Origin of the sequence: Pseudorhodoplanes sp., from assembly GCF_046289595.1 — a bacterium.
Lineage (GTDB): Bacteria > Pseudomonadota > Alphaproteobacteria > Rhizobiales > Xanthobacteraceae > Pseudorhodoplanes.
Genome location: NZ_JBKBVB010000131.1, coordinates 1 through 12,133 on the forward strand (window position 1 = coordinate 1; position 12,133 = coordinate 12,133).

The 12,133-nt window shown below is 64.1% G+C and carries 13 protein-coding genes; 9 read left to right on the plus strand and 4 right to left on the minus strand.

The window, feature by feature from the left end; translation table 11 throughout:
• From secD to ACK41X_RS20045, 4 genes are all read left to right on the plus strand, one after another.
• The coding region (gene secD, locus ACK41X_RS20030) for a protein translocase subunit SecD (protein ID WP_409726903.1) at nt 1-1,054 on the plus strand (1,054 nt) is incomplete at its 5' end.
• Nucleotides 1,055-1,119: 65 nt separating this feature from the next.
• On the plus strand, nt 1,120-2,136 hold the full coding sequence (gene secF / locus ACK41X_RS20035; protein WP_409726924.1) for a protein translocase subunit SecF: 1,017 nt from the start codon (nt 1,120-1,122) through the stop codon (nt 2,134-2,136).
• A gap of 13 nt (nt 2,137-2,149) precedes the next feature.
• Entirely contained in the window at nt 2,150-2,533 is a 384-nt protein-coding gene (locus ACK41X_RS20040) for an Mth938-like domain-containing protein (RefSeq protein WP_409726926.1), read from the plus strand.
• 30 nt (nt 2,534-2,563) lie between these two features.
• Nucleotides 2,564-3,250, plus strand: a complete 687-nt coding sequence (locus ACK41X_RS20045) for a phytoene/squalene synthase family protein (protein WP_409726905.1) — start codon at nt 2,564-2,566, stop codon at nt 3,248-3,250.
• 127 nt (nt 3,251-3,377) lie between these two features.
• On the opposite strand, the gene ACK41X_RS20050 is transcribed toward ACK41X_RS20045, so the two are convergent.
• The 4 genes from ACK41X_RS20050 to ACK41X_RS20065 all read right to left on the minus strand — a co-directional run bounded on the left by ACK41X_RS20050 (nt 3,378) and on the right by ACK41X_RS20065 (nt 7,526).
• On the minus strand, nt 3,378-4,451 hold the full coding sequence (locus tag ACK41X_RS20050; protein ID WP_409726907.1) for an AMP-binding enzyme: 1,074 nt from the start codon (nt 4,449-4,451) through the stop codon (nt 3,378-3,380).
• A 51-nt stretch (nt 4,452-4,502) separates the two neighbouring features.
• Nucleotides 4,503-5,918, minus strand: a complete 1,416-nt coding sequence (trmFO, locus tag ACK41X_RS20055) for a methylenetetrahydrofolate--tRNA-(uracil(54)-C(5))-methyltransferase (FADH(2)-oxidizing) TrmFO (RefSeq protein WP_409726909.1) — start codon at nt 5,916-5,918, stop codon at nt 4,503-4,505.
• Between the two features lie 133 nt (nt 5,919-6,051).
• A complete protein-coding gene (locus tag ACK41X_RS20060) occupies nt 6,052-6,213 on the minus strand; it encodes a DUF1127 domain-containing protein (RefSeq protein WP_409726911.1) in 162 nt (53 codons plus the stop codon).
• A 290-nt stretch (nt 6,214-6,503) separates the two neighbouring features.
• Nucleotides 6,504-7,526 (minus strand): PAS domain-containing protein, encoded by a 1,023-nt coding sequence (locus ACK41X_RS20065; protein ID WP_409726913.1) that lies wholly within the window; start codon nt 7,524-7,526, stop codon nt 6,504-6,506.
• 198 nt (nt 7,527-7,724) lie between these two features.
• Between ACK41X_RS20065 and ACK41X_RS20070 the strand changes: the two genes are divergently transcribed.
• From ACK41X_RS20070 to gatB, 5 genes are all read left to right on the plus strand, one after another.
• The gene (locus tag ACK41X_RS20070) at nt 7,725-8,441 is read left to right on the plus strand and encodes a haloacid dehalogenase type II (protein WP_409726915.1); all 717 of its coding nucleotides are present in this window, start codon (nt 7,725-7,727) and stop codon (nt 8,439-8,441) included.
• 137 nt (nt 8,442-8,578) lie between these two features.
• On the plus strand, nt 8,579-8,866 hold the full coding sequence (gene gatC, locus ACK41X_RS20075) for an Asp-tRNA(Asn)/Glu-tRNA(Gln) amidotransferase subunit GatC (RefSeq protein ID WP_409726917.1): 288 nt from the start codon (nt 8,579-8,581) through the stop codon (nt 8,864-8,866).
• Between the two features lie 13 nt (nt 8,867-8,879).
• The gene (locus tag ACK41X_RS20080; protein WP_409726919.1) at nt 8,880-9,140 is read left to right on the plus strand and encodes a hypothetical protein; all 261 of its coding nucleotides are present in this window, start codon (nt 8,880-8,882) and stop codon (nt 9,138-9,140) included.
• 10 nt (nt 9,141-9,150) lie between these two features.
• Entirely contained in the window at nt 9,151-10,626 is a 1,476-nt protein-coding gene (gatA, locus tag ACK41X_RS20085; protein ID WP_409726920.1) for an Asp-tRNA(Asn)/Glu-tRNA(Gln) amidotransferase subunit GatA, read from the plus strand.
• A complete protein-coding gene (gatB, locus tag ACK41X_RS20090) occupies nt 10,626-12,095 on the plus strand; it encodes an Asp-tRNA(Asn)/Glu-tRNA(Gln) amidotransferase subunit GatB (protein WP_409726922.1) in 1,470 nt (489 codons plus the stop codon). Before gatA ends, gatB begins: the two co-directional genes overlap by 1 nt.
• Nucleotides 12,096-12,133 lie beyond the last annotated feature (38 nt).

The window sequence follows — 12,133 nt, forward strand, 5'->3', positions numbered from 1 at the left end:
GCAGGGCGTCGACCGTGTCCTCGTCCAGGTTCCGGGCTTGCAGGATCCGCAGCGCCTGAAGGATCTCCTTGGCAAGACCGCCAGGCTGACCTTCCGCATGGTCGACATGACCACCACACCCGAGCAGGCCGAGGCCGGCAGGCTTCCGGCGGAATCCGAATTGCTGCGCGGCAGCCGCGCCGAGAACAGTCAGCCCTATGTGATCGAGCGGCGTGTCGTGGTGTCCGGCGAGGATCTGGTCGATGCGCAGCCCGGCTTCGACCAGCGCACCAGCGAGCCGGTCGTCAATTTCCGCTTCAACAACAACGGGGCACGACGCTTCGCCGAAGCCACCCAGGCCAATGTCGGGCGGCCTTTCGCCATCGTCCTCGACAACGAGGTGATCTCGGCGCCGGTGATTCGCGAGCCGATCATCGGCGGCTCCGGCCAGATTTCCGGCAATTTCACGGTGCAGTCGGCGAACGATCTTGCGATCCTGCTGCGCGCCGGTGCATTGCCGGCGCCGCTGACGATCATAGAAGAGCGCACCGTCGGCCCGGGCCTCGGTCAGGACTCGATCGATAACGGCGTGCGCGCCGCCTGGATCGGCTCGCTCGCGGTCATCATCTTCATGTTTGCGACCTACGGGCTGTTCGGGCTGTTCGCCAATATTGCGGTGGTCATCAACGTTGCGATGATTTTCGGCATTCTGTCGCTGCTCAACGCCACGCTGACGCTGCCCGGCATCGCCGGCATCGTGCTGACGGTCGGCATCGCGGTCGATTCCAACGTGCTGATCTATGAGCGCATTCGCGAGGAAGTCAGGGCAGGGCGTTCCGCGCTGAACGCTCTCGACGCCGGGTTCTCCCGCGCGCTCGCCACCATCCTCGATTCCAATATCACGACCTTCATCGCGGCGGCGGTGCTGTTCTATATCGGTACCGGTCCGGTGCGCGGCTTTGCCGTGACCCTCGGCATCGGCATCATCACCACCGTCTTCACTGCCTTCACCCTAACGCGATTGATGGTTGCCCTCTGGGTGCGCTGGTTCCGCCCGCGCACCGTCCCGATCTGACTTCGAGAAAGCCCGTGCGCATTCCTCTCCTCCGTATCGTTCCGGACGATACCAAATTCGACTTCATGCGCTTCCGGCGCATCAGCTTCCCGATCTCGGCTGTCCTGTCGATCGCCGCGATCTTTCTGTTCTTCTTTAACGGCCTCAATCTCGGAGTCGATTTCGTCGGCGGCACCCTGATGGAGGTGCAATCGAAGGCCGGGCCCGCCGATCTGGCGCGCATGCGCGCCAACGTTGCGCAGCTCAATCTGGGCGAGGCCCAGCTTCAGGAATTCGGCTCGCCGACTGACGTCCTGATCCGGATTCCGCAGCAGCCCGGCGGCGAGGCTGCGCAGCAGGAGGCGGCGCAGAAGGTCAGGGCGGCGCTCGGCGACGGCATCGAGGTGCGCCGCATCGAGGTGGTCGGCCCCCGCGTTTCGACCGAGCTTTTGGCCTATGGCATGCTGGGGCTTTTGCTCGCGATCTGCGGCATTTTCATTTATCTGTGGTTCCGCTTTGAATGGCAATTCGCGCTCGGCGCGATGATCGCCAACGTCCATGACCTCGTCCTAACGGTCGGCTTTCTGTCGCTGATGCAGATCGATTTCGATCTGACCGGCATCGCCGCGCTGATGACGATTCTCGGTTATTCCTTGAACGACACCGTGGTGATCTACGACCGCATCCGCGAGATGCTGCGCCGCTACAAGAAGATGTCGATCGCGGACCTGCTCAATATCTCAGTGAATTCGACATTGTCGCGCTCGGTGATCACCCATGTCACGGTCACGCTCGCGCTTCTGGCGCTGTTCTTCTTCGGCGGGCACGCGATCAACGCCTTTACCGCGACCATGCTGTTCGGCGTGGTGCTGGTCGGAACCTATACGTCAATCTTCATCGCCGCGCCGATCCTGATCTACCTCGGGGTGGGCCTCGGCCGGCAGGATTCCGAGGAGCCGGAGCAGACCACGTTTGAGCCTGAAGCCGTGTCCAAGGCCGCGGCAGCGGCGGAGGCTGCGGGAGCTTCCGGTAAAAAGGCGCCAGCCGCGCCGGCTGCGAAATCGGGCGCGACGTCGAGCGCCAAATCCGCAGCCAAGCGCTGAGCCAGGGTTGAGCTTGGATCGGGCGGACAAGCCCCCGCATTATCCGCGTCCGGCGCCGATCGAATCCTATGGGCGGGGCGGCTTCCGCTTCGCCGGCATGTCGCATCGCGGCTCTCTGCTGCTGCTGCCGAGCGGAATCTGGGCCTGGCCAGTAACCGATGCGTCTGCGATCACGGCTGAGTCGCTTGCGCCGATCTTTGCCGAAGCCGATGCCATCTCACTTGTGTTGATCGGCACCGGAAGCGCGCGCTGGGTGCTGCCGCCCGATCTGATGCAACGGTTCGCGGCGCATGGTATTTCGGCAGAGACCAGCCGCACCGGCCAGGCGGCGAATACCTTCAACATCCTGCTCGAGGAGGGACGCCGGGTTTCCGCGGCGCTCATCGCCGTCGACTGAAGAGGGGGCCCGGCGCGGTTCGACAAACCCATGAACGAACCGGCCGATTATTGCGAACGTCTGGTGCGCGATGCCGACAAAGATCGCTTCCTCGCCACCTTGTTCGCTCCGGCTGCGTCCCGGCCCGCGCTGTTTGCGCTCTATGCGTTCGATCTCGAAACCGCCGCGGTGGCGCATCGCGTGCGCGATCCGGTAGCGGGCGAAATCAGGCTGCAATGGTGGCATGACGCCATACGCAACGGGGATGCTGCCGGGCATCCCGTCGCCGCGGCGTTCGGCACCCATATGCAGAAGCACCGCTTTGCAGCGGATCGCGTACTCGATCTGATCGATGCGCGGCGGCGCGCGCTTTATCCCGAAGCGGGACGGAGCGAGGCCGAGTTCGAACTGGCGGCGTCGCAGACCGATGGCGCGGTGTTCTTGATGGCGGCGCAGATTCTTGGCGGTGTGCCGGACGAGGCGGTGAAACTGGCCGCGCATCATGCAGGCGTCGCGGCATCGGCAGCGCGGCGTTCCAAAGACCCGGCATTCGATCCGGCGGCGATCGCGGAGCGTCACCGCGCCGCGGTGCGCGATCTGATTGCGCAATTGCCGCAAACCGTCCTGCCGGCGTTCCTGCCGCTTGTGCTGAGGGTCGAACGGCGCGGCGAGCGTGCGCAATGGCGCAAGCAATGGATTTTGTGGCGGGCGTCGAAGAATCTGGCGGGCTGGGTGTAGCGGGTCTTGCGTCGTTCCGGGCCGCCCCGCCGCGGCACCCCTGTGACGCCAACCCGCATCAACATTCAAATATTCAACCGCATTCCGGGTTCGCCTGCTGTTCAGGTCGCCCCGCAATGACGCGGGATCAGAATGCGAACCGGTCGCGCAGGTTTTGCCGGCCGGCGACGATGCGCGCGACCACTTCCTTCTCGGTCTCGCTCGCGAGCAGGGGGTCGATCAGGTCGATCTGGTTCATCGCGACAAGCTGCAGGATGTCGGTCCGGATGTCGCCGCGGCCGGATCGCGGCAGCCGCTCCACGACCTGCAGCCGCTCCGGGGCAGCGACAGCCTCGGGCGCCTCGGTCAGTGCCCGCATCAGGTCGGCCTCCGACAGCCGGTCGGCCTCGACAAAGGCATAAAGCCCGGTTCCGGTCCGCCGGTCCGGAAAGGCGACGATGACGGCGTCGCGCACGCCCTCACATTGCTTGAGCCATGCCGTCAGCCGCGGCGCATCGTTGACGAAGCGTGGGCCCGAGCCTTCGCGGTCGGTGAAGTTCAGCAAACCGCGCGTGACCCAGTAATAGACCTTCTTGCCGGTCGCCATCCAGATCCGGGTTGGCCAGGTCTTGCGCGCGAGAATGCGCTTCTCGGTCGCGGTGAGGGCCGCCGGCATGTAGCGCCGCTTGTGCTTGAGCATATGCCGCAGGTCTTCGTAGGCCGCCATCCGGAACAGCGGGCCGCGCCTTCCGAAATGCGTGGCGAGCTGGAAGTCGGTCAGCGAGGCGTAGCCGGTGGGCGTGCGCAGCCAGTTCTGCTCCTTGGCGAGATCGTTATGGGTCAGGCCCTCGCGGTGGATGGTGCGCAAGGCGCGGCGCGCGGAGCGGAAGAAATTGTCGTCGCCTTCGGGCTTGGCGATATGCAGCGGCAGGCCGTCGATCCAGCCGCGCACCAGTGCCTTGTTGCCGAGATAAAGCAGCGGCGGTGCGATCCCGGCAGCACCCGCGATCGTCAGCGCGCGGGCCTCGCGCTTGAGGAAATGCCGGGCGATCCCGTAGCTCCACCACGGGACCAGATCGATCCGCCGCAGTACGGCTTCGACGTCGCCATTCGGCGTGACGAAGATGCCGCGCTCCACGGTCGAGAACACGTCCTGCTTGAGCACGACCCGGCTGCGGAAGCGGCCGGCCAGTTCGGACGGGATGTTGTCGTGATCGTTCATCGGTCAGGAATTTTGAGCGTCACGCCTCTTGCGCGGGGTCGTATGCACCGGTCATGCCGCAGCCGTTACGGTCCCGCCGGCCCATTGCGCAAGGTCGGATAGCGCGCGGGCGGTCAGGGCACGCTTTTTGGCGAGTGTTTTTGCGGAGCCGCGCAGCTTTTCTCCCGAAGGCGCGCGCGTCGGGGCCTGCGCCAGCGGCGGGAACAGGCCAAAATTGATGTTCATCGGCTGGAAGCTGCGCGGACCGGCATCGATGGTTTCGATATGACCCCCGGTGATATGGGCGAGCAGGGCGCCGTGCGCCGTCGTCGGGGGCGGCGCGGCAAGATCAAGACCCACGCGCTCCGCGGCGGCAAAGCGCCCGGCAAGAAGGCCGATGGCTGCGGATTCCACATACCCTTCGCAGCCGGTGATCTGTCCGGCAAAACGCAGGGCCGGCAGAGTGCGCAGCCGCAGCCGCCCGTCAAGCAGGGCGGGCGAGTTGAGATAGGTGTTGCGATGCAGACCGCCGAGCCTGGCAAACTCGGCGCGTTCAAGGCCCGGGATGGTGCGGAACAGCCGCACCTGCTCGCCATGCTTCAGCTTGGTCTGAAAGCCGACCATGTTGAACAGCGTGCCGAGCTTGTTGTCCTGGCGCAGTTGCACCACCGCATAGGGCTTGCGGCCGGGCGCATGCGGGTTGGTCAGTCCGAACGGCTTCATCGGACCGTGACGCAGCGTTTCGCGCCCGCGCTCGGCCATCACCTCGATCGGCAGGCAGCCATCGAAATAGGGCGTCGAGGTTTCCCATTCATGGAATGAGACCTTGTCGGCGGCGAGCAGCGCCTCGATGAAACGATCATATTGCAGCCGGTCGAGCGGACAATTGATGTAGTCCGCGCCCGACCCGCCGGGGCCGGTCTTGTCGTAGCGCGACTGGAACCAGGCGGCGGACATGTCGATGGAGTCGCGGTGCACGATCGGGGCGATGGCATCGAAAAAGGCGAGCGAACGCTCGCCGGTGACCTTTCGGATCGCGTCGGCAAGCGCGGGCGAGGTCAGCGGACCGGTCGCGACAATCACACTGTCCCAGTTCTGCGGCGGCAAGCCGGCCACTTCGGTGCGGTCGATGGCGATCAGCGGATGGGTCTCGATGGCCTCGGTGACCGCTGCGGAAAATCCATCGCGGTCGACCGCGAGTGCACCGCCCGCCGGTACCTGGTTTCGGTCGGCCGCGCGCATGATCAGCGATCCGAGCCGGCGCATCTCCTCGTGCAGAAGCCCGATGGCGCTGGTATCGCTGTCGTCAGAGCGGAAGGAATTGGAACAGACCAGTTCGGCCAGCGCGCCGGTCTGGTGGGCTGCGGTCCGGCGGACGGGCCGCATTTCGTGCAGGACCACAGGCACGCCATGCGTGGCGAGTTGAAAGGCGGCTTCGCAACCGGCGAGGCCGCCGCCAATGACATGGACCGGGTTTGGACGCGACATGCCGCCTCCCTAGGGGAAGCGGCGCGCCTCGGCAATAATTTACGCGCGGCTTTGCTGCCGCCCAAAAGCCAACGCCCAGCCTTGCGGGCTGGGCGTTGGCTTTTTCACGAGCGGCCGGCCGAACGGATTACCGTCAGGCGGCGCGCTCGGCGTTTTCCCAAGCGATCCGGGGGATATCCGAGCGGCTGATGCCGATATCGGCAAGCTCACGGTCACCGAGGCGCGACAGCTCCTGCAGGCTGTCGCCATAGGCCCGCCACTGGCGCAGGAAGCGGAAGAAATGGGCGAGGAACATTGGCTGTCATCCCTTTGAAAGATCAGAAGAACCGCAACCGATTCTGATCACCAAAATAATGTGGAATGGTGCGGTGCAACAGGTTTTATGTTGCGACGCAGCCATGACGAATTTGCATGAGTTGGGTCATATTTGATTAAATCTTGAGGCAGATTCAGGACGGATTATGCCGAATCCGTTCGAAATCCCTTCTTTTTCAATGCTCGCAATTTGCATAGGTAAGCGCTGAAGCGTATCCGTTACCGGTCTGCAGACAGCAGAAAACAATAAAGAATAATAATGACAATGACTTATCGGGGCCTGACGCCGGGTTTTCCGGTCGGCGGGAACAGGAACTCCACCCCAGCCGCCTCGAGCGCCGCCTGAAGCGGCGCCAGTGCCTGTTCTCGCCCGGGTGGGGGGCCGTCCATTTCCTCCAGACGGCGGATGGTCGAACTCGAGACGCCGGCTGCCTGTGACAATTCCCGGACCGACCAATTGAGCACGCCGCGCGCCGCGCGAAGCTGGCTGCCGGTCATCACCGTTTCGCGGCTTGCGTCCGCGGCCGGCCAGACCTTGCGATCCTGAATGTCCGCGGAGATCCCGACCCATTCGCGCACGGCGCCGTTTTCCAGCAGGATCGGCGCTGCGCGCGACAGCATCCAGCGGTAGCTGCCGTCGGGCTGCAGGACACGATGTTCGCATTGATAATTGCTCTTGGTGGCGAGCGCGTCGGACCACGATTTGACTGTTCCGGCGCGATCCTCCGGGTGGACCAGATCGATCCACCGGGAGCCGAGAATGGCTGCCGGATTCTCGCCGCGCAGTTCGCGCCAGTTGCGGATGTCGAGGATTTTGCCCTCCGCGTCCGCGGTCCAGACAAAGGCGTTGGTTGCGCTGACAAGCGCCCTGAAACGCGACTCCGCGGCGTCGCGGGCGAGGGCGGCTTCGCGCTGCGAGGTTACATCGAGCAGAACGCCGAGGACGCGGACCGGCTTGCCGCTCTTGTCGAGGTGAACCTCGCTGCGATTGGAGAGCCAGCGAAGCTTTCCGTTCGGCTGAATGATCCGCAATTCGCGATCGAGCGGGAGACCTTCATTCACAATCCGATCGAATTCACCGGACGACCGGCGATCGTCCGGGTGCATCATCTGTACGATGGTCTCGTAGGACGGTTCGATCGAGCCGGGGGCCAGGCCGAGCAATTCATAAAACCCGTCCGACCAGGCCATCTGCTGAGTCGTGAAGTCCAGGCTCCAGACGCCGGCGCTGGCCTTCTTCTCCAGAAATTTGAGGGTTTCCTTGGCGCTGGAATGGTTCAGCGTCGCCACCATGACACCGCTCCGTGCACGTTGCGGATTCCGAGGGACGAAATTTCCGGTAGAGAAAGTCTAGCATCCAAAATTTTGCGGATGCAACAGACTGGAGATGTAAAATTGACTCTCCGTCGTCTATCCCCCGTCCGCAAATCCTGGCCCATCTCGCGACGGCAACGGGTGTTATGAGGCAGTCGTCAGACCGGAACCGACCGAATGCACATCAAGGCGCTGTTTTTTGACGTTTTCGGCACCGTCGTGGACTGGCGCGGCGGCATCGCCCGGGAAGCCGAGCGGCTGCTCGCGCCGCTCGGTGTGCAACGCGACTGGCTGGCGTTCGCCGACGCCTGGCGGGCCGAATATCAGCCGGCCATGGAGGAGGTACGGGCCGGATGCATTCCCTTCAGCAAGCTCGACGATCTGCACCGGCGTAACCTCGACCGGATCAGGCCGCGCTTTGGATTGTCGGATCTCGGCGAAGAGGTCTGCGATGCGCTCAATCGCGCCTGGCACCGGCTCGATCTTTGGCCGGACGGGCGCGACGGTCTTGCCCGGCTGCGCGAACGGTTTTTGCTGGCGCCGGTTTCCAACGCCAATATCGGCCTGATGGCGCGGCTCTCGCGCCACAACGGCATCACCTGGGACGCCATTCTCGGGGCGGAGATCGCGGGCGACTACAAGCCGAAGCCGCGGGTCTATGAAGCGGCCTGCGCGGCGCTCGATCTTGAACCGGGCGCCTGCATGATGGTCGCCGCGCATAGTTACGACCTTGCGGCCGCGGCACGATGTGGGCTTCGCACCGCGCATGTGGCGCGGCCGCAGGAATGCGGCCCACCCGGCGGCGAAACGCAGCCGGCCGTTCCGGTCGACGTAGCCGCCGCCGACTTCGTCGATCTTGCGGACAAGCTTGCGGCGCTCGCGGCGTCACGCTGACGAAAGCCGCGACATGGCCGTTCCTTCCCGATAGATACTTGGCCGATCCTTGGCCGAAATCTGCCGGAACCGGCTTTGTTGCGGGCGCAAACGCGGCTCTGCTATAGCTTGGCCCGGATCATCCTTCGGAGCAGACGATGTCGGTCGACGCGGCGACGGTTCGCCGGATTGCCCACCTTTCGCGTATCGCAGTCGCGGACGAGGAGGTGGAGCATCTGCGCGGCGAACTCAACGCGATCCTCACCTTTGTCGAGCAACTCGGCGAAGTCGATGTCGCTGGCGTCGAGCCGATGACCTCGGTGACGCCAATGGCAATGAAGAAGCGGCAAGACAAGGTGACCGACGGCGGCATCGTCGACGACATCCTGCGCAATGCGCCGCTGACCGAGGGCTCCTATTTTGCCGTTCCCAAGGTGGTCGAGTGAGGATTGCCGGTTCATGTGCCTCGCCTGCGAAGAAGCCGACATGTATTACCGCTGGCAACTGATCCAGCAGATCGCCAGGGGCGAGATGCCGGAGGGCCATAGCGAGGACGACCTGCGCGCGATGGGGCTGCCTCTGCCCGGCGAGATCGAGGTGGTGGAGGAGCCGGACGGCACCAAGGTGGTCCGTCAGAAGCCGCCGGCGCCCACACCGCGGCAGGCAAAGACGCCGGAGACAACGGCGCAGGCCTTTGCCTGTGACAGTCCCGACGCATGAGCTTTGTTACATGAGCGACCTTCTCAGCCTCACGATCGCCGCGGCGCGTGACGGCCTCAAACAGAAACAATTCAGCGCATCCGAACTGACCGAAGCGCATGTTGCCGCGGTCGAGAAGGCGCGCGCGCTCAATGCCTATGTGCTGGAGACGCCGGATCATGCGCGGGCGCAGGCCAAGGCATCCGATGCCCGCATTGCATCCGGCGATGTCGGCCCGCTGGAAGGCATTCCCCTTGGGGTGAAGGATCTGTTCTGCACCAAGGATGTCCGCACGACGGCATGCTCGAAAATCCTTGGTAATTTCGTGCCGACCTACGAATCGACCGTCACCGCGCAGCTCTGGCGTGACGGCGCGGTGATGCTCGGCAAGACCAATAACGACGAATTCGCGATGGGCTCGTCGAACGAAACCTCGGCGCTTGGACCCGTCGTGTCACCGTGGCGGCGCAAGGGTTCGAATACGCCGTTGGTGCCGGGCGGCTCATCGGGTGGGTCTGCGGCCGCCGTTGCCGCACGGCTTTGCCTCGGCGCAACCGGCACCGATACCGGCGGCTCGATACGCCAGCCCGCGGCCTTTACCGGGATCGTTGGTATCAAGCCGACCTACGGGCGCTGCTCGCGCTGGGGCATCGTCGCCTTCGCATCCTCGCTCGACCAGGCTGGTCCGTTCACCCGCACGGTGCGCGACAATGCAATCCTCCTGCGCTCCATGGCGGGCCATGATCCGAAGGATACGACCAGCGCCGACATCGCGGTGCCGGACTACGAGGCCGCGGTCGGCAAGTCGGTAAAGGGCATGCGGATCGGGATTCCGAGGGAATATCGGATCGATGGCATGCCGCCGGAAATCGAAAAACTGTGGGAGCAGGGTGCTGAATGGCTCAAGAATGCCGGCGCCGAGACGGTCGATGTTTCGCTCCCGCATACAAAGTATGCGCTGCCGGCCTATTACATCGTGGCGCCGGCGGAAGCTTCGTCCAATCTGGCGCGCTACGATGGCGTCCGCTACGGCCTGCGCGAGAATGGCCGCGACGTCACCGGCATGTATGAGGCGACGCGCGCGGCGGGCTTCGGTGCCGAAGTGCGTCGCCGGGTGATGATCGGCACCTATGTGCTGTCGGCCGGTTATTACGATGCCTATTACCTGCGCGCGCAGAAGGTGCGAACCCTCATCAAGAAGGATTTCGAGGACGTATTCGCCGCAGGGGTGGATGCGATCCTCACGCCCGCGACGCCGTCGGCGGCTTTCGGTATCGGCGAAAAGGGCGGGGCCGATCCGATCGAGATGTACCTCAATGACGTGTTCACGGTGACGGTGAACATGGCGGGACTGCCCGGCATTGCGGTGCCGGCCGGATTGTCGGCGGAAGGACTGCCGCTCGGCCTTCAGCTGATCGGCCGGCCGTTCGACGAGGAGACATTGTTCTCGCTTGGCGAAGTGATCGAGCAGGCGGCCGGGCATTTCCCGGTCGAGGCGTGGTGGTGATGGCTACACCCGCAAAGACCGGCAACCTGATCCGTGGCGCGACCGGCGACTGGGAGGTCGTGATCGGCATGGAAGTCCATGCCCAGGTCACCTCGGAGTCGAAGCTGTTCTCGGGCGCCTCGACGGCGTTCGGCGGCGAGCCGAATTCACATGTGTCTCTGGTCGATGCGGCGATGCCGGGCATGCTGCCGGTCATCAACGAGGAATGCGTGCGGCAGGCGATCCGCACCGGCCTCGGACTGAAAGCGAAGATCAACAACAGATCGGTGTTCGACCGGAAGAACTATTTCTATCCCGATCTGCCCCAGGGCTACCAGATTAGCCAGTACCAGTCGCCGATCGTGGGCGAGGGCGTCGTATCGGTCGACCTGCCGGACGGCAGCAGCATCGATGTCGGCATCGAGCGCGTCCATCTCGAACAGGATGCCGGGAAAAGCATTCACGACCAGCACCCGACATTGTCGCTGGTTGATCTCAACCGGTCCGGCGTTGCATTGATGGAGATCGTCTCCAAGCCTGACATCCGCTCGTCCGAGCAGGCCAAGGCTTATGTGACGAAGCTGCGTTCCATCCTCCGATACCTTGGTACCTGCGACGGCGACATGGAGAAGGGCAACCTGCGCGCCGACGTCAACGTGTCGGTCCGCCGGCCGGGCGAACCCTACGGCACGCGCTGCGAGATTAAGAACGTCAACTCGATCCGCTTCATCGGCCAGGCGATCGAATACGAGGCGCGCCGCCAGATCGAGATCATCGAGGACGGCGGGGCGATCGAGCAGGAGACGCGGCTGTTCGACCCCGGCAAGGGCGAGACCCGGTCGATGCGTTCCAAGGAGGAGGCGCACGACTATCGCTATTTTCCCGATCCCGACCTGCTGCCGCTCGAATTCGACGATGCCTATGTCGCGGCGCTAAAAGAAACGCTTGCGGAATTGCCGGACGACAAGAAGCAGCGCTTCATCTCCGCCTTCGGCCTGTCCGCCTACGATGCCGGCGTCCTGATCGCGGAAAAGGAGACAGCGGACTATTTCGAGGCGGTGGCGCAAGGGCGCGACCCCAAGACCGCCGCCAACTGGGTGATCAACGAACTCACCGGCCGGCTGAACAAAGAAGGCAAGGACATTTCCGCCGCGCCGGTATCGGCTGTCCAGCTCGGTACGATCCTCGATCTGATCGCGGAGAGGACGATTTCGGGCAAGATCGCCAAGGATCTGTTCGAGATCGTCTGGACCGAGGGCGGCGACCCCCGCGCCATTGTCGAAGCGCGCGGCATGAAGCAGGTCACCGACACGGCAGAGATCGAGAAAGTGGTGGCGGAGATCGTCGCGGCAAACCCGGATAAGGTCGCCGACGCCAAGACGAACCCGAAAGCGATCGGCTGGTTCGTCGGTCAGGTGATGAAGGCGTCGGGCAGCAAGGCCAATCCGCAGGCGGTCAACGACATCCTGAAGGCGAAGCTCGGCCTCTGAACGAGCGCCGCGTTGTGATGCGACTTCGCTCGCGCAAT